Source organism: Schaedlerella sp. (genome assembly GCF_056796775.1).
This window is the reverse complement of sequence record NZ_JBQIKP010000015.1, coordinates 21,186-39,455: the sequence shown is the minus strand read 5'-3', so window position 1 is coordinate 39,455 and position 18,270 is coordinate 21,186. Positions and strand designations below refer to the sequence as shown.

Genomic DNA, 18,270 nt, shown 5'->3' with positions numbered 1-18,270 from the left:
CCGGAATCATATATTGGAAAGTGAGGAAAACATGGATAAAAAAGAAATGATCATTCGCGGAAAAACCGCATTGGGCATTGAACTGGGCTCTACCAGGATCAAAGGTGTCCTGATAGACCTGCAGGGAAATGTCCTTGCGGTCGGCATCCACGACTGGGAAAATTCCTTCATCGACAACATCTGGACTTACAGCCTGGAAGAGATTCACGCAGGGGCGCGAAAATGCTACAGCTCTTTACGGAAAGCTGTAGAAGACGCATACGGTGTTGTCCCGGAGACATACGGCGCCATTGGAGTCAGCGCCATGATGCACGGGTACATGGCTCTGGATAAGGACGGGAATCAGATCGCGCCCTTCCAGACCTGGAGAAATACCAATACACAGCAGGCGGCGGACGAGCTGACAGAGCTGTTTGATTTTAACATCCCGCTTCGCTGGAGTGTGGCCCATCTGTACCAGAGGATCCTAGATGGAGAAGAGCATGTGAAAGCTCTGGATTATGTAGGAACCTTAAGCGCCTACATCCATTGGAAACTGACAGGGAAAAAAGTGATCGGCATCGGCGACGCGTCCGGAATGTTCCCGATCGATTCAGATACCCGCACATATGACAACTCCATGGTGGAAAAATTCAATCGGCTGGTGGAGCCGCACGGGTATTCCTGGAAGCTTGAGGACATTTTCCCAAAAGTCCTCGTTGCCGGAGAAAATGCCGGAGAGCTGACAGAAGAGGGCGCCGCGTTCTTAGATGAATCCGGTAGCTTAAAGGCAGGGATTATGCTGTGCCCGCCGGAAGGAGATGCCGGAACAGGTATGACAGCGACCAACTCTGTTGCGCCCCGTACCGGAAATGTATCCGCAGGCACCAGTACATTTGCCATGATCGTATTGGAAAAGAAGCTTCGCAAAGTATACCGCGAGATTGATATGGTCACCACTCCCACCGGATTTCCCTGTGCCATGTCCCATGCGAATAACGGCACATCCGACTTAAATGCCTGGGTAGGACTGTTCGGGGAATTTGCGGAGCTGATGGGGATCCAGACAAGCACCAGAGAGCTGTTTGAAAAGCTGTACACGGAATCCCTGAAAGGAGACCCGATCTGCGGCGGGCTTCTGGCCTACGGCTATTATTCCGGAGAAAATATCACCATGCTGAATGAAGGAAGGCTGGCATTCCTACGTACCGCGGAAAGCAATTTTAACCTGGCGAACTTTATGAGGGTTCATCTGTACACCTCGCTGGGAGCCGTAAAAATGGGCCTGGATATCCTGATGGAGGATGAAAAGGTCAAGGTGGAACGGATCATGGGCCACGGCGGATTTTTTAAGACAAAAGGAGTCGGCCAGCGGTATCTGGCGGCAGCGGTAGGCGCCCCGGTCACGGTGATGGATACGGCAAGCGAAGGCGGCGCCTGGGGGATCGCTCTGCTGGCGGCATACCTGGCGGATAAAAGACCCGGAGAAAAGCTGGAGGATTACCTGGAAAACCGGATTTTCAAGGAATTGTCCGGAGAAACGATAGCACCGTATGCAAGAGACGCGGCAGGCTTTGAGCTCTTTATGGAACGGTACAAAGCGGGGCTTGCGGTGGAGAAGGCAGCCATCGAAGCTATAGACTGGTAAGCCATTACAAAACAGGAGGAAAAACCATGGGAAAATGGGGAAAGCGTATTGGATACGGTATCGGGGATCTGGGGTGTAATCTGGTGTTCAGCACCATGGCCTCGTATCTGATGGTATTTTATACGGATGTATTTGGGATTTCGGCAGCAGCGGCGGGCACGATGATGCTCGTTACAAAATTTATAGATGCATTTACAGACACCGGTATGGGCCTGATCGTGGACCGGACTCATACAAAATGGGGACAGGGAAGGCCGTACTTTCTGTTTGGGGCAGTGCCCTTTGCAATATTTACATTTATGACCTTTCTGATCCCGGACTTCGGGAGCAGCGGAAAATTGATCTGGGCCTATGTGACCTACTGTCTGCTCTGTACTGCGTACACGGTGGTCAATATCCCGCTGAATACTATCGTGCCGAGGCTGACTTCGGATATCCATGAAAGGGATATTCTGGTATCCACAAGAATGGTGTGCGCCATGCTGGGAACTGCGGTGGTCATGACCATCACTGCCCCGCTGGTAGAATTTTTTGGAAATGGAGACCAGGCCAGGGGATATCTGGTAACAATGACTGTCTACGGGATTGCTGCAATGTGCATTTTCTTCATGACCTTTGCAAGCACAAAGGAGGTGGTTCCGCCGACTGTTACCCAGCAGCATTCCTCCCTGAAAGAAGATTTCAAAGGCTTGACCGGGCAGGCGTGGATCCTGTTTTTACTGAACCTGTTTTACTTCTCGCTCTATGTAGTCAGGAGCACCACAGTGATCTACTATTTCCAGTATAACCTGAACCGTCCGGAATGGCTGTCCCTGGTGGGCATCCTGGGAATCCTCTCGGGCCTGCCCATGCTGCTGGTCCTTCCGGCTCTGGAAAAGCGGTTCAGCAAACGGAACCTGATGTTTTTCAGTATTTTTCTGTACATTGCAGGCGACATGCTGATCTTCGCGGGAAGAAATTCTGCTGCCTGCCTGCTGATCGGACTGGTGATCACCGGGCTTGGGATCTACGGCATTTTCGGGATCACATTTGCCATGCAGCCGGACGTGATCGACTACTCGGAGTATCAAAAGAACGCCAGTGTTGCGGGACTGATCGCCGCCTTCCAGGGATTTTTTGTGAAGGGCGGAATGGGGCTGACCAGCTTTGTTATCGGGGCATTTCTGGATAAGGGCGGCTATGTCGCGAATGCGGTCCAGACGGAAAAGGCGCTCTCATACATCGAAATCTGTTTTATCTGGATTCCGATCGTCCTGTGCGTGCTGATCGCGGTGCTTACATATTACTATAAGCTGGACGGCCTGCGGGATGAAATGACACGGGAACTGGAATCACGGCGGGAAAAAGCGCGTTAAATAAATCAATGCGGCTATGGGAAAGTTCTGGATTTTTGTGTGGCTGTTTGTTATAGTTAGAATGTACGAAGTGCTGTGATATGAGAGAACTCAGTGAAATATATGGAGGAAAGACAAAATGGACCATGCAGGCGCGATTTTCGATATGGACGGAGTGCTGTTTGACACGGAACGGGTCTATCAGCAGACCTGGCATGAACTGGCCGGAGAACGGCAGATCAATCTTGGCAGCGGATTTTTAAAGGCGATCACAGGCACGAATGGGGAACGTATGCGCAGGGTAGTGGAGGAATACTATCAGGTTTCGGACGGACTTGCCGTGATGGAAGAATGCATGAAAAGAATGCGTGAAAAGCTGGCGGCCCACATTCCTGTCAAGGACGGGGTGCCTGAGATCCTACATTTTTTCCGGGAGCAGGGCGTGCGCATGGCGGTGGCCAGCAGCAGCCTCCCCGGGCAGATCGAAGCCAACCTGCGGGGAGCGGGGATCCGGGATTACTTCGATGCAGTGGTCAGCGGGACGGAGGTGGAGTGCGGAAAGCCGGCTCCGGATATCTTCCTGCGCGCGGCGGAACGGATCGGGTGCAGAGCAGAGGACTGCTTTGCATTCGAGGACAGCGAAAACGGAGTCCGGGCAGGACACGCGGCAGGCTGCATCACGGTCATGGTTCCCGACATGATCGACCCCTCCGAAACGATCCGGCCATATTGCGCCTGGATCTGCAGAGATTTTTTTGAAGTACGCGGGAAAATAGACAGGATCCGCAGTCATTTCTCCGTATAGTTACAGGTCACACCTTGACCAGGCGTGCCCTGTAACTCAGGCCGTCATTTAAAATTGCCTACGGCAATGGACGGCCTGAATCCCAGCTTTTATGTGCATCCTCCTGACCAATCAGCGTAGTGATTGGTCAGTGTGTGACATGTAACTCCGTATAACCAAAAAATGAAGAGAAACCAGAATATTCCTTGACAACTTGTACTGCATTTGCTAGTATTAGTCTAAAGAAATATTCGACTGGGTTGTTACTCAAGGCAGGCAAAACCAGATTTTAAAGAGATAAATTTGTTTTATGTCTTTAAAATCTGGTTTTATTTTTCCTAAAAAGCGACGGTGCAAAGAACCATCGGAATCGTTTGGGGATGAGGGAAGAATGAGAGGGAAGGATCATGAAAAACTGGATCAAAAAGCACCCGCGGGCGGCATTTTGGACAGGGGCGGTTTTATTTTGCCTGATGTTTCTGATGTACTGGATGCGGCAGAACAGTATCGCGGCAGCGGTGGAAGGAACGCTGACGGATGAGCCCAGGGATGGCGCCTCGGTCATCTCTGATTTTTATACGATGCAGCTCACCGGAAAAGAGGCGGAGGCATACGGACTGCTCCGGGAACGGCTGGATCAAAAGCAGGGCGGCATCGTGGAGTTTCCCGAGAAGCTCAGCGGCGAAGAATATCTGCGCGTGACAACGGCCCTGGAGGATGAGGGTTACGATTATTTTTACGGATTTGTGGATATCCCCATGACGGAAAATGGTGTTTACGTCAAACATGGCGGGACAGACCTGGCGAATGTCACGGAAAAAAAGATTGCCAAGGCGATCCTCTTCCTCTCCTGCGCGGAGGGGATCCAGATGTCCGGGGAATATGCGGACGATGGCAGGGTCATGAACCTGGAAGAGGTGGGGCAGGCTCTGGCGGTGAACGAGAAGGCAGAGGAGGAAAAGATCGAAGAGATCCGGCAGCAGACAGAGGAGATCCTTTCCAAGGCGATGGAAGATCTCCCGGAAGAATACGGGGAAAAGCGGACCGCCGATTATTTTCTGGACTGGCTGGATGAAAACCTGACCGTTACCTCCGGGACAGACGGGGAAACGGCCAGCTATTCCGGGATGAAGGATGTATTCGAGGGCATTTACATATACAATAATCTGTCTGCGGTCACAAGGGACAAGGCGACGGCGCTTGGATCCGCGAAAATATTGTCGGAGCTTTTCAACCGTGCCGGGATGGAATCCCACATTGTGCGGGGAATCTGGGGCAGAAGCCAGTTCCGCCAGGAGGGATATGTGCTCACGGCTGTGGAGATGAACGGACAGACCATTTATATCGATGCCAGCGGCGCAAAGAGAGGGGAGCTGGGCGATCAGCGTTATCTGAGGGAGCAGGAGGCGAAAAACCATATGAAATTCGTGGAATATTTCGACTATACCCCCTGATGCGGGCGGATGGCCATAGCAGGATGCCCCTGGGCGAGCTCCGTGAAAACGCGAATGGCTATAATGGGATTTTGTTGAAATGAAAATTTGTAATAATTGCACAAAGCATTAAGAAAATATAAAAAGAATAATTAAAAAATAAAGCAAAAATAACCAAAAGATAAATAAAAAATAAAAAAAGATTGACATTCTGCACAAAGGTGTTATAATAGACTAAGAAATTAAACATAGACAGCAGATGGATTGTTACTGTTTGGCAGGCAAAACCAGATTTTATAAACGAGGATTTCAGGGCGTTTTATAAAATCTGGTTTTTTTGTTTCCTGAGAGCATCTGTGGTCTATTCAAATTCATAGAAAGGTTCAGAGCCGTGGTCTGTTTTTGCTTGGTGGTTTTACAAGGGGGAGCAAGGAGCGCATGATTATTGAAAAGATTATAAATAACAATATTATTTCGTCCTATGACGATACGGGGACAGAGCTGGTGATCATGGGGCGCGGGATTGGGTTCGGCACGAAGCCGGGAAAGAAAGTGCCGGAGTCCAAGATCGAAAAGGTCTTTGAGATTAAAAGCGCGAGCGTGGCGAAAAAGCTGAAAGAGCTGCTTGCCAATATGCCGATGGAGCATGTGGAAATATCCAACGATATCATTTCCTATGCGAAGAACAATTTAAAGCTGAAGCTGAACCAGAGCATTTATGTCACACTTACGGATCACATTAATTTTACACTGGAAAGGTATATGCAGAAAATTCAGCCGAAAAACGCGCTGCTGTGGGAGATTAAGCGTTTTTACCCGCAGGAGTTTCAGCTCGGGCAGTATGCGGTACAGCTGATCGGATTGAAGCTGGGGATCCACCTTCCGGAGGATGAAGCGGGATTTATCGCGCTGCATTTTGTTAATGCGGAATATGGTACGGATATTCGGGACGCCCTGAAATTTCCGAACCTTTTGAAAGAAATCCTGGATATCGTGAAAGCAGAAATGAACATTGAGCTGGACGAGGATTCCCTCCATTATGAGCGGTTTGTTACACATGTCAAGTTTTTACTGCAGCGTATCTACAGAAAAGAACTGCTTTCGGACGAGGAGCAGGAGCTTGAGTTCATGATGCGGAAAAAATATCCGAAAGAATATATCTGCAGTGAGATGGTGGCAGAATATATAGAAAAGGCAACAGGCAGTAAAATATCCGGTGAGGAGGTCATGTACCTGTCCATCCATATCCGGAGGGTTACAATGTCAGAAGAAGAGGAGGAAAAAGATGTTTGATTTTTTGAAGAAGAAAACAGAGACATTTACACTTGGGGCGCCTGTAAAAGGAAAAGCAGTTCCTCTGCAGGAGGTCAATGACCCCACGTTCAGCGACGGGCTGCTGGGAAAAGGCGTGGCAGTCGTTCCGGCTGAGGGAAAGGTATTTGCTCCGGCAGACGGCGAGATCGCGATAGTATTCGAGACGCTGCATGCGGTGAGTATGAACGCTGATTTCGGGGCGGAGATTTTGATCCATGTGGGGCTGGACACCGTTACAATGAAGGGCGAAGGCTTTACGGGCCATGTGAAGGCCGGGGATAAGGTGAAAAAAGGAGACCTTCTCCTGGAAATGGATCTGGAAAAGATTCAAGCAGCCGGATACGATACGGTGACGCCCATGCTGATCTGCAATACGGATGCATACGCAGATGTGGAAGGGCTTTCCGGAAAGGATGTGAATCCGGGAGACGACATTCTTGTGATCAAGAAGAATTAATATAAGAACTGTCCAGAAGAGGACAGAGGCATGGTATTTTTGCCGGCGGAAATGCCGGTATAAAATAGATAAAGGGATTTCATAAGGAATATGAGGTAGAAGGAGGATAATGTATGAAGTATTTACAGAGATTAGGAAAATCCTTGATGCTCCCGGTAGCGTGTCTCCCGGTAGCGGCGATCCTGCAGGGGTTTGGTTACTGGATCGACCCCACAGGCTGGGGCGCAAACAGTGTGATTGCGGCATTCCTGCTGAAAGCCGGCGGTGTATTGATTGACCAGATGGCAATCCTGTTCGCGATCGGTGTCGCGGTAGGTATGGCGGATGACAATGACGGAACAGCAGGTCTTGCAGGTCTCGTATCCTGGCTGATGGTTACGACGATCCTGTCACCGGGCGTGATCTCGATGCTGACCAAGGTAGCGGTAGAGGAAGTCGATCCGGCATTTTCCAAGACTCAGACACAGTTTATCGGTATCATGTGCGGCTTGATCGCGGCATCATGCTACAATAAGTTCAAGAGCACGAAGCTTCCGGACGCGTTTTCATTCTTCAGCGGAAAGCGCTGTGTGGCGATCATAACATCGGCAGTGTCCATTTTTGCTTCATTGATTCTGTTCTTTGTATGGCCGGTCATTTACAATGCGCTGATCGCGTTCGGTGAATTTATCATGAGCCTGGGAGCAGTAGGCGCAGGTCTGTACGGATTCTTCAACAGACTGTTGATTCCATTCGGTCTGCACCATGCGCTGAACTCCGTATTCTGGTTTGACGTGGCGGGCATCAACGACATCGGCAAGTTCTGGGGAAGCATCGAAGGCGGTGTGATCGGACAGACAGGTATGTATATGTCCGGTTTCTTCCCGGTTATGATGTTTGGTCTTCCGGCAGCGGCACTGGCAATGTATCATACAGCAAAAGACAGCAAGAAGCAGATCGCTGCAGGTTTGTTATTCTCCGCGGCGCTGGCATCGTTCTTTAACGGCGTTACGGAACCGTTGGAATTTTCCTTCATGTTCCTTGCACCGGTTCTGTATTTGATCCATGCTGTATTGACAGGTATTTCCCTGGCAGTTGTATCTCTGCTTCCGGCACGCGCGGGCTTTAACTTCAGTGCAGGTCTGATTGACTGGATTTTGAGCTTTAAGGCTCCGTTCGCTGTAAATCCGCTGTTACTGCCGGCAATCGGCCTGGTAGTTGCTGTGATTTACTATGTACTGTTCCGGATCGTGATCGTGAAGTTTGACCTGAAGACACCCGGAAGAGAAGAAGATGATGACGAGACAGCCGTTCAGCTTGCAAACGACGATTTTACAGAAGTAGCAAGGATCGTCCTGGAAGGCGTAGGCGGAAAAGGCAATGTAGCCAGCATTGATAACTGTATCACAAGACTTCGTCTGGAAATCAAAGACTACACGGCAGTGGACGAAAAGAAGATCAAATCCGCAGGTGTAGCAGGAGTGATCCGGCCGAGCAAGACAGCGGTACAGGTTATCATCGGTACGAAGGTACAGTTCGTAGCAGACGAATTTAAGAAGCTTTGCAAATAAAACAGTATCATTTCACTAAGAATCCCTTTTTCAAAAAAGGCCGCGCGAGAGCGCGGTCTTTTTTGGTTGACATCTGTACACCGCGAATGTAGGATATAGGATATGGAAGACGGCGGACAGCCGTTTGCGGTGCAGGCCGTTTCAAGAGGTATACCCAAGGGCACCCCATCATGGCCATTCGGCCGTTTTACAAGGTATACCCAAGGGCACCCCATCATGGCCATTCGGCCGTTTCAAGAGGTATAGCTCCTTACATTTCGGAGGGAAAAGCATGGAGAGAAAAAAGAGAACGAAGCGGAAAAACAGAGGGAAAAGGTTTTCGCGTGCCGCTGCCATCGGACTGACGTTTGCCGTAACAGGCATTGCGGCCTGCGCGGGTGTATATTTCGTAAAAAAGGACGGCAGGGAGACTCCGGAGGAGCTCCTTAGCCGATATATGGCTCTGATCGGGAAGCAGGATTATGAGGGAATGTATGAGATGACAGACCCTGAAAATTCCGCATATAAGGATCAGGAAGCTTTTATTCAGCGCAATTCCGCAATTTATGAAGGCATAGAAGCTGAAAACATCCAGGTTGAGATCCAGGATTATGACGGGGAAAAGAATGCGGTCATGTACGAGATGTCCCTGGATACGGCTGCGGGTAAGATCCGCTTTGAAAATGAAATGCACTTTACGGATACAGAGGACGGATATCAGATCCTCTGGCACGACGGTCTGATCTTCCCGGGACTTTCGGATTCGGACAAGGTGCGGATCGATACTGCTCCTGCGGCGCGGGGAAAGATCTTTGACCGCAATGACCGGATGCTTGCAGGGCCGGGAACCGCGTCGTCGGTGGGCATCGTGCCGGGGAAGCTGGAAAATGAAGAGAGCGCCCTGCGGCAGCTATCCGAGCTTCTGGATACCGATCCGGAGACGATCCAAAACCGCCTGGGAGCGGCCTGGGTAAAGGAGGATTCCTTTGTTCCTGTCAAAACCATCCCGAAGGTCAGCGAGCTTGACCTGATGGCCCTGGAGCCAGACGAAAAGGCGCTTCAGGAAAAGGCGCGGCAGGATGCTCTGCTTGCGGTCCCGGGGGTGATGATCACTGATACGGAGGTGCGGACATACCCCTTTGGCCCCGCCGCCGGACATCTGACAGGCTATGTGGGCAATGTGACTGCCGAGGATCTGGAGGAGCATGCGGGCGAGGGCTACAATGAAAACAGTGTGATCGGCAGGAGCGGGCTGGAAGGATTGTTTGAAAAGGAGTTAAAAGGCCGGGACGGATGCAGCATTTATATAGAAGACAAGGACGGCGCGCAGAAGTCCGTGCTGGCAAGCCGCCCGGTGGAGCATGGCCGGGACATCACCCTGACCATCGACGCGCATCTCCAGGAATCTTTGTACCGGCAGTTCCAGGAGGATCCGGGCTGTTCCGCTGCCATGAATCCGTATACCGGGGAGGTTCTGGCGCTGGTGAGTACACCGTCCTTCGACAGCAATGATTTTATTCTGGGACTGTCGGACGCGCAGTGGAACGCGCTCAACGAAGAAGAACGGAAACCGCTGCTGAACCGTTTCCGGCAGGTCTGGTGTCCCGGCTCCACGTTCAAACCGGTCATTGCGGCCATCGGCTTGAAGTCCGGTACGGTGGATCCGCAGGAGGATTTTGGAAATGTAGGGCTGAGCTGGCAGAAGGATACTTCCTGGGGGGACTATTTTGTGACGACCCTTCATGCATACGAACCGGTGACCATGGAAAACGCGCTGATCTATTCGGACAACATTTATTTTGCCAAGGCCGCTTTGAAGATCAGCGCCCAGACACTGGAAGCTTCCTTGAAGGAGCTGGGATTCGGCGAGGAGCTGCCTTTCGAGATCGTGATGCCTTCTTCGCGGTTTTCCAATACGGAGCATATTGAGAGTGAGATCCAGCTGGCGGACAGCGGCTACGGACAGGGGCAGATCCTGGTCAATCCGCTGCACCTGGCCAGTCTGTATACGGCATTTTGCAATGGAGGAAATGCGTTGAAGCCATATCTGGCGCGCAGCGGGGAAAGCGGGACGGAGTTCTGGCTGCCCGGGATTTTTCCGGCGGATACTGCGGCGCAGGTTCTGGAGGGTATGAAAAAGGCCGTGAACAGCCCCGAGGGAACAGGCTATGCGGCGCATCGGGAGGACATTGTGCTGGCCGGAAAAACCGGGACCGCGGAGATCAAGGCGTCCGTGGAAGATACCGAAGGGACGGAGATCGGATGGTTTGCGGTATTGACCGCCGAAAAGGAGGCCAGGACTCCGGTTCTGATCGTGAGCATGGTGGAAAATGTGAAAGAGATTGGCGGCAGCGGGTATGTGGTCAATAAAGATAAGATTGTATTGGATGAATATTTGGGGAGCGGGCAGTAGTAAGAAGCTGAGGGGATGGTGCCCTTTTTGTAGGAATGCATCAGGGCAGTTCAATAAGACACCATACAGAAAGCCTGCCACTGGCAGCCTTTCTGCATACGATGGTATAAAAAGGGCTGCTGTGCCCGAGTTTTTTCACCTCCGGCGCGGCAGCCCTCAGTTAGCCTTCAGATTTTCTGCAACTCCCTATGCGGCTTACAGCCTTTTTTCCAGAATGCGGAATACGATAATTCCCGTCACATACTGGAAGACAAAAAGCAGAAATACCATTCCGATGATCCAGCTGTCTGTGCGGAAAAGAGCAAGCGCCCAGGCAAGAAAAAGCAAAACAAAAACCATGATCTGATAAGTGATATGGCCGGATTTCATCCGCAGAAACTGCTTCCGCTCATCTATGCTGTTGATGCGGGCTTCTTCTTTTTTGACTTCATATTCCTCGTGCCTCTTCGGACTTTTCCAGTACAGAAGACGGAGAGCATGGACAGCCTCACCGCATGCCAGCCCGAATCCTGCCATAAGGATCAGTTTCGAGTAGTAGCCAAAGTTCGTTGTCAATCCAATTCCGACCAGAATCATTCCGACTGTGAGGCTGATCAAATATGGTCTCAGTTCTTTCTTATTGTTCATATGATTCCCTCCTTCTCTGCGTGCGATCCATGTATCATTTCTTTATGCGATTTTTGAATGGAAAGTACGCTTTACATATTTTTATTATAGCAAATATACATAGAATGTCAAGTAAACTTTCCGGAGAATTATATTTTTTCGTTACTATTCACAGTCGGATAAAAAATGGCAGTCGGGTTCTTCAAGCGAAGCTTGTAAGAAGCCGATTGACAGTTTTTATCTGACTGGAATCAGTCACTTCACCCACATAAGCAAAAAATCAAGATGCGAAGCATCGGCAGACGGCTTTGCCGACTGTTTTTGCGCATGTGAGTGAAATGACTGTGAATAGTAACATTTTTTCATTGATATGGCTGAAAATATATGATAGCCTTAAGTTATACTGAGCGCGGGATAAATCTGCCGTAAGTATAGATAAATGGCAGTAAAAAGCTGCAGAAGCAGATTTTTACCATATGCGGTAAAGGGGAATGTATAGATTATGGCAAGAGGAAAAAGTGAAGAATATATTTTAAAGAGTAAAATAGAACAATTACTCACAAAGGAATATGCATGCGCCACGGAAGAATTACACGGAACAGAGACCATTTTTTCCATCCGTACAGACGCAAAGCAGCCATACATTCAGATCCTGGCATACAGGCATTGCGTCGTGGTCTGCGCCTCCGAAGATCTCCACGGAACAATCAAAGGGCTTTTAGCAGGAAAGAGCCGGGATGAAATCTTCGAGCTGCCCTATGTCTATGGACAGACGATACATTATATCCCGGATCTGAGCCTTGCGAAGGCGCCTCTGACGCCGCCGGACTTCGAGTGCGAATTTCTATTCGAACAGGAGGTCGTATCGCTGCGGGGGCTGACCGGATTTGGAAATTCTCTGGAATTTGAGGCTGACGGCTCTACGCCCACCCGGGCGGTCTGCATCGCAAAGGACAACGGAAAGATCATTGGCGCGGCGGGTGCCGCAGGCTCTTCTGTAGAAGGCTTATGGGAGGTTGGAGTGGATGTGCTGGAAGGCCGCAGAAATGCCGGAGTAGGGACCCGGCTGGTCCGGCGGCTGACCAGGGAACTGCTGGAACGAAATATCCTTCCCTATTACTCTGCGTCCGTAACCAATCTGGGTTCGCAGATGGTCGCATCCCGGTGCGGTTATATCCCGGCCTGGGTGGACACATTCGGAACGACGCTGGACGGAAGCTCCGTATATCACGAGATCGTCAGCGGAATGGAGCTTCCGCGGGGGCTTGCTGAAAAGGAAGCGCGCCGGAACACAGCGAAAGGAATGACAGAATTTATGAAAAAAGTAATCGTGATAGGCTCGCCGGGAGCCGGAAAGAGTACATTTGCCAGGAAACTGCAGAACATCACCGGCCTGCCGCTGTTTTATCTGGACATGATCTACCACAGAGCGGATAAAACTACCTGTTCTGCGGAAGAATTTGATGAAAAGCTAAAGGGGATTCTGGAGCGGGACCAGTGGATCATCGACGGCAACTACGCAAGGACACTGCCTCTGCGCCTGAAACTGTGCGATACTGTATTCTGGCTGGATTACCCGCTGGAGGTATGCCTGCAGGGAATCGAGTCACGCTTCGGCAAGCCGCGCTGTGATATGCCCTGGATCGAGACGGAATGGGATGAAGAGTTTCTCGAATTTGTAAAAAACTTTCACTTGGAATGCCGGCCGGAAATACAGCGCCTTCTTCGGGAATATCCCGAAAAGGAGATCATCATATTTCACTCCAGGGAGGCTGCGGAAGAGTTTTTGGAAAAAGAAAGGGCGTAATTTCATGAAAAAGAGGTTTAACATTGCGGGAACCTGCATTCCGCAAAAACATTACATGGCGGATACATCCGAAAAGCTCAGCCGTATGATCAGACTGATCGAACAGGAATCCTATTTTACGATCAACCGCGCGCGCCAGTATGGAAAGACGACTACACTTATGCTGCTCTGGAGCCGATTGAAAGAAAAATATGTTGTGATCAACATTAGCTTTGAGGGAATGGGAATGGACGCATTCGGATCAGAGGATGCATTTGTCAGGAGATTTTGCGGGCGGGTCGAGAAAAATCTCCGGCTTTCCGGTTACAGCGAAGCGAAGCAGAACATCTGGAAATGCACGGCCGGGAAAGAAAATCTGGATACCCTGCGGGACCGGATCACGGATTTTTGCGGACAGCAGGAAGAAGTCCTTCTATTTATTGACGAAGTAGATAAAAGCTCAGACAACCAGATGTTTTTGAACTTTCTGGGACTTTTAAGGGAATTATATCTGGAGCGCGCCATGGGGACGGTCACCTTTAAAAGTGTGATCCTGGCTGGGGTCTATGATGTGAAAAATCTGAAATTGAAATTGCGGCCGGATGAGGAAAGAAAGTATAATTCTCCATGGAATATCGCGGTAGATTTTCCCATTGATATGAGCCTTTCCGTGCCGGAAATATCGTCCATGATACGGGAATATGAAGAGGAGCAGGAATTTACGATTGACGCGGAGGATGTAGCCTGTGAAATCCGCCGTTATACATCAGGCTACCCATTTCTTGTCAGTCTGATCTGTCTGTGGATGGACGAGCGCGTTTCCGGGGAACTGTCCCTGAAGGACTGCTGGACGCCGCGGGGAGTCCGTGCGGCGGCGCGGGAGATCCTTAAGGGTACAAATCCCCTGTTTGACGATATGATCAAGAACCTGGAAAATAATCCGAAATTCCGGAGCTTTGTGGAGGGCATTCTTTTTCACGGAAACCAGATTCCGTACAAGGTGTCAAACACGGAGATCAATCTGGGCGTGACATTTGGTATTATTGGGGAAAAAGAGGGACTCTGCAAGATCTCCAATATTATGTTTGAAACATATATATACGATCATTTTATTGCAGACCAGGTGATTGGGAAACAGGTACTTTCCACATCCAGGACGCAGTTTGTTGATGAAAACGGTGATTTGGAAATGGATGCTATCCTGGAAAAATTCCAGGACTTGATGAAAGCGGAATACCGCCGGGAGTATATTGTTGAGTTAAAATTGTGGTCCGGTCCCAAAAAGCATGAGGAGGGACTGCGGCAGCTATTGAATTATATGGAAAGCAGGGGACAGAAGAAAGGTTGGCTTTTGACATTCTGCTTTTTGAAAAATCGGGAAAAAAGAATTGAAGAATATACAAGGACAGAGAACTGCCTCGGAGACAAGTCGATCTATTCTGTGGTGGTATAAAATGCGCAGATTCAATCAATACATCAACAAAAACATTGGAAGGAAGCTTACCTTCCTGATGGTTCCCGTCCTCTGCATCGTCATGACAGTAACCATCCTGCTTACGAGCTGGACATACACCCGGCGTCTTGTAAAAAATATCGAAGAGGGAAGTCAGTATATTACAGAAACTTTTAAGCTGAACATGGATTTCTGTACATCGGACGTAAAGGCGCTGTTGAATACCCTTTCCATGGATGAAAATGTGATCCGGCTGGTGACCATGGAACAGGACAGCTTGGACTACGGAGAATTTCTATCCTGCCAGAGGGAATTGAAGAAGCGCTTCGGTTCTATGACCTCCATGAAAAGCTACATCCAGGATGTATTCGTGCTGGGAAATAACGGATACCAGTACAATTATCTGCAGAATATCCGCGGGAGCCTCATGGAAACCGACTGGTTTCAAGAATGTGTGGACAAAGAGAAAAAGGGTTTCCAGTATATCCTGCCCCACGATGTGGACTACTATGAGACGGGAAAGACTCCGGCCAGCCAGGCCATTTCCGTAGTGCTGCCCATCCGGTCCGGCAACGAGACAGTGGGGTATACGCTGTGCGACATTCGGATGAACAAGGCCGCTGTCCTGCCGGAAAGTATCCACAAGGATGCCAATATGAATGCCTACCTGGTCAACGGTTCTACAAAGGAGTACTACGATTTTCAGACGAAGCAGAACCACACGGAAGGGACAGCGGAATTTATCCGTTATCTGGGAGACAAAAAGAGCGATTCACTGAGGGCGGATGACCATTTTATCATTTACTCAAAAATGGAAAGCAGCGACTGGTATATTGCGGCGGTCTACCTGTACAAGGACATCATTGCGTCGGCCGTGTCGGCGCGGCGGATTGGTTTTATTATGTTGCTCCTGGGCTGCGGGGCGGTGGCGGTGCTGTCACGGGTGATCGCGGGCTCTGTGAAACGGCCGATTGACGAGATCATCTGCAGGATCCAACAGGTGGAGCAGGAGAATTTTGAGCCTGTGGAGGTGACCGGGGTTACGGGCCAGCCGGGGGAGCTCGTGCTGATCCGCGGCCGGTTTGAGGAAATGATCCGGCGGATCAACGAGCTGGTACATAAGGTCTATCTGGGGGAGATCTACCGGAAAAACATGGAATACGAAAATCTTGTCAACCAGGTGAATCCTCATTTTATATTCAATGTACTGCAGCTGATCCAGGCCAAAGCAGTATTGAGCGAGAATTACGAAATTGAGGAGATCGTTGTATCGCTCAGCCGGATGATGCGTTATACGATGAGCAACAAGGATAAGATCGTAACTCTTAAGGAGGAGTGCAGTCATGTGGAAAGCTATCTGGAATTGTACAAACAGCGTTACAGCCATAAGTTTTCCTATGAGATTCATCTGGAAAAAGAATTGGAGCTGCATCCGATCTTAAAGTTTGTCATACAGCCGCTGGCGGAAAACTGTATGAAGCATGGCTTTAAAAAGCTGAAACGGGAAGGCCGTGTTGTCATTGATGTTTCCCGGCTGGAGGAACAGATCCGCATCAGGGTCGAGGACGATGGAAACGGGATTGAGGCCGGAAGGCTGGAAGAACTGAGGAATTATATCTCAGATACCGAAGACCGGCAGTTCTCGTCTATCGGACTGAAAAATACGTTCCAAAGGCTGAAGCTGACTTATGGAGATAAAGCGGAGATGAAGATCGAAAGTGTGGAAAACCAGTATACGAAAGTATGCATCACAGTACCGCGGGAGGAGATCCATGTATAAGATCATGTTTGTAGATGACGAGGAGCAGAACCTGTTCCTGATGGAAAAGATCATTGACTGGGAGGAAAATGGTTTCCGGGTCTGCGGGATTGCGCTGGACGGTCCGGAGGGAATCCAGGTATTTGAAGAAATAGAGCCGGACGTGGTGTTTGTAGATATCCGCATGGACGAGATGAGTGGGCTGGAGATGATCGAAAAGCTGCAGCAGAGAAAAAAGAAAGCGGTTTACGTGATCGTCACTGCATATGACGAATTTTCCTATGCAAAGAAAGCAATCTCCCTGGGAGTAAAGGATTATCTTTTAAAGCCGGTTTCCAGAAAGGAGCTGCTGGATATGGTACGACAGATCCGGGAAGAGCTGGATACGGAACGTAAAAAAGAGGATGACAGCCGGTTTTTAAGCAGGCAGTATGAAAACGGCATATTCGAAAAAGCATTTACCGCTCTGGAAACAGGATGTCTTGAGAAACGGGACATTTCCGCGATGCCGGAGCCGAATGCGGCAATACTGAGATCAGATACCGCAATATTGAAATGGAATGCCGCGGAACCGGATTCCGGAATACCGGAAGCGGATACTGCGGCTCAGGAGCTGGACTCCGTGATCCGGGGACGCGCGCTGCGTTCCTATGAAATGTATTCGCCAACGGAGGAGCCCGGGGATCTGCTCCGTCTGGTGGAGGACTGGGAGATCGAATACTGTTTTCCGGGCTATGACTGCGTCTGTTTTATATCGGAGGAAGAAAAAAAAGATGCCGTCCTGGAATCCTTTGAGGATCTGAAAAGCCATCACATCAGGAAGAAATATATCCTGCAGGTCAACCGGACATTTTCGAATGCAGAGGAACTGATCCGGGGGTACTGCGGAGATTTCCGGCGCCGCGGATGTTGCTTTTATGAGCGGCAGAGCAGAGCATTCTTCTGCAGTGAAGCGAAGGCCGGGGAAGGACAGACATATCTTCCTTATGGGGAGGAGGTGGAAAAGCCCCTGCGCCGGCTGATCTACAATGGAGCGCCGGAGGACGCGACAGAGCTTGTACGTCGGATAGCGGGATATGCAAAAGAGCAGGGGAGCGCTCCCGGCGGGCTGGCCGATGAGATGATCGAACTGCTGTTCCTGGTGAAAAACGAGCTTACCAAGCTGTACAAGGACCGGGCCTTTCTGATCCTGCGGCATCAGAATGTATGGGATCTGCATAAGCTTCGGACCGAAGCGAAGCTTGTCTCCCGGATGGAGGAACTACTTCGGGAAACCGGAACCGCTGTGAAAAATATGATAGAAAATAAAGGAAATTATTCACTGATGGGCAGGACCGCGGAGTATATCAGGGCACATTTCGCGGATCCGGAATTTTCCGCGGGAGAGGTTGCCGAGACCGTGCACCTGAGTAGAAATTATTTTCTGAAAGTATTCAAGGAAGAAATTGGAATCGCTTTTCTGGATTATGTAACAGGAATGAGGATGGAAAAGGCCAAGCAGATGCTGAAGGAAACGGAGGAGACCGTGTATGCCGTCAGCAGAGCGGTGGGCTATGAGAGCCAGTATCATTTCAGCCGGAAATTCAAACAACTGTACGGAATCTCTCCCAACGAATACCGAAGTCTGTAAGGAACGGTTGAGAAAAGAGCGGCAGAATGAAAACATCATCAGGCAGATTGAACGGGCTTCGCCTGCGGAAATCTGCCTGATGTTTTTTCTTATGGAATCTTTTTATGAGAGTGATTTTGAGCAACGATTCGTGATTTTCGGCATT

Annotated in this window: 13 protein-coding genes; 12 read left to right on the top strand and 1 reads right to left on the bottom strand. The window is 49.9% G+C overall.

Annotated elements, in window-relative coordinates; genetic code table 11:
- Nucleotides 1-31 precede the first annotated feature (31 nt).
- The 8 genes from ACTOY7_RS09080 to ACTOY7_RS09045 all read left to right on the top strand — a co-directional run bounded on the left by ACTOY7_RS09080 (nt 32) and on the right by ACTOY7_RS09045 (nt 10,891).
- On the top strand, nt 32-1,627 hold the full coding sequence (locus ACTOY7_RS09080) for a xylulokinase (RefSeq protein ID WP_482670729.1): 1,596 nt from the start codon (nt 32-34) through the stop codon (nt 1,625-1,627).
- Nucleotides 1,628-1,653: 26 nt separating this feature from the next.
- Nucleotides 1,654-2,982, top strand: coding sequence for an MFS transporter (locus tag ACTOY7_RS09075; protein WP_482670728.1), 1,329 nt, complete (start codon nt 1,654-1,656; stop codon nt 2,980-2,982).
- A gap of 118 nt (nt 2,983-3,100) precedes the next feature.
- On the top strand, nt 3,101-3,766 hold the full coding sequence (locus tag ACTOY7_RS09070; RefSeq protein WP_482670727.1) for an HAD family hydrolase: 666 nt from the start codon (nt 3,101-3,103) through the stop codon (nt 3,764-3,766).
- A 386-nt stretch (nt 3,767-4,152) separates the two neighbouring features.
- A complete protein-coding gene (locus ACTOY7_RS09065; RefSeq protein WP_160284368.1) occupies nt 4,153-5,199 on the top strand; it encodes a hypothetical protein in 1,047 nt (348 codons plus the stop codon).
- A 417-nt stretch (nt 5,200-5,616) separates the two neighbouring features.
- Nucleotides 5,617-6,471 carry a BglG family transcription antiterminator LicT gene (gene licT / locus ACTOY7_RS09060; RefSeq protein WP_016297861.1) on the top strand — a complete coding sequence of 285 codons (855 nt, stop codon included), beginning with the start codon at nt 5,617-5,619 and terminating at the stop codon, nt 6,469-6,471.
- Nucleotides 6,464-6,949, top strand: coding sequence for a PTS sugar transporter subunit IIA (locus ACTOY7_RS09055; protein ID WP_300885891.1), 486 nt, complete (start codon nt 6,464-6,466; stop codon nt 6,947-6,949). The genes licT and ACTOY7_RS09055 overlap by 8 nt, the downstream gene beginning before the upstream one ends.
- Nucleotides 6,950-7,062: 113 nt before the next feature.
- On the top strand, nt 7,063-8,499 hold the full coding sequence (nagE, locus tag ACTOY7_RS09050) for an N-acetylglucosamine-specific PTS transporter subunit IIBC (RefSeq protein WP_160284366.1): 1,437 nt from the start codon (nt 7,063-7,065) through the stop codon (nt 8,497-8,499).
- Between the two features lie 271 nt (nt 8,500-8,770).
- Nucleotides 8,771-10,891, top strand: a complete 2,121-nt coding sequence (locus ACTOY7_RS09045) for a penicillin-binding transpeptidase domain-containing protein (protein WP_482670726.1) — start codon at nt 8,771-8,773, stop codon at nt 10,889-10,891.
- A gap of 195 nt (nt 10,892-11,086) precedes the next feature.
- Here the strand turns inward: ACTOY7_RS09045 and ACTOY7_RS09040 are convergent, their stop codons facing one another.
- On the bottom strand, nt 11,087-11,518 hold the full coding sequence (locus tag ACTOY7_RS09040; RefSeq protein ID WP_482670725.1) for a hypothetical protein: 432 nt from the start codon (nt 11,516-11,518) through the stop codon (nt 11,087-11,089).
- A 481-nt stretch (nt 11,519-11,999) separates the two neighbouring features.
- On the opposite strand from ACTOY7_RS09040, the gene ACTOY7_RS09035 reads away from it, so the two are divergent.
- From ACTOY7_RS09035 to ACTOY7_RS09020, 4 genes are read left to right on the top strand one after another with little or no spacing between them, the layout of a single operon-like run.
- Nucleotides 12,000-13,304 (top strand): GNAT family N-acetyltransferase, encoded by a 1,305-nt coding sequence (locus ACTOY7_RS09035; protein ID WP_482670724.1) that lies wholly within the window; start codon nt 12,000-12,002, stop codon nt 13,302-13,304.
- 4 nt (nt 13,305-13,308) lie between these two features.
- Nucleotides 13,309-14,736 carry an AAA-like domain-containing protein gene (locus tag ACTOY7_RS09030; protein ID WP_482670723.1) on the top strand — a complete coding sequence of 476 codons (1,428 nt, stop codon included), beginning with the start codon at nt 13,309-13,311 and terminating at the stop codon, nt 14,734-14,736.
- Nucleotide 14,737: 1 nt separating this feature from the next.
- Nucleotides 14,738-16,516: a cache domain-containing sensor histidine kinase gene (locus ACTOY7_RS09025; protein WP_160284305.1), complete on the top strand. Its 1,779-nt coding sequence runs from the start codon at nt 14,738-14,740 to the stop codon at nt 16,514-16,516.
- Nucleotides 16,509-18,125 carry a response regulator transcription factor gene (locus tag ACTOY7_RS09020; protein ID WP_482670722.1) on the top strand — a complete coding sequence of 539 codons (1,617 nt, stop codon included), beginning with the start codon at nt 16,509-16,511 and terminating at the stop codon, nt 18,123-18,125. The genes ACTOY7_RS09025 and ACTOY7_RS09020 overlap by 8 nt, the downstream gene beginning before the upstream one ends.
- The last annotated feature ends 145 nt before the right edge of the window (nt 18,126-18,270 follow it).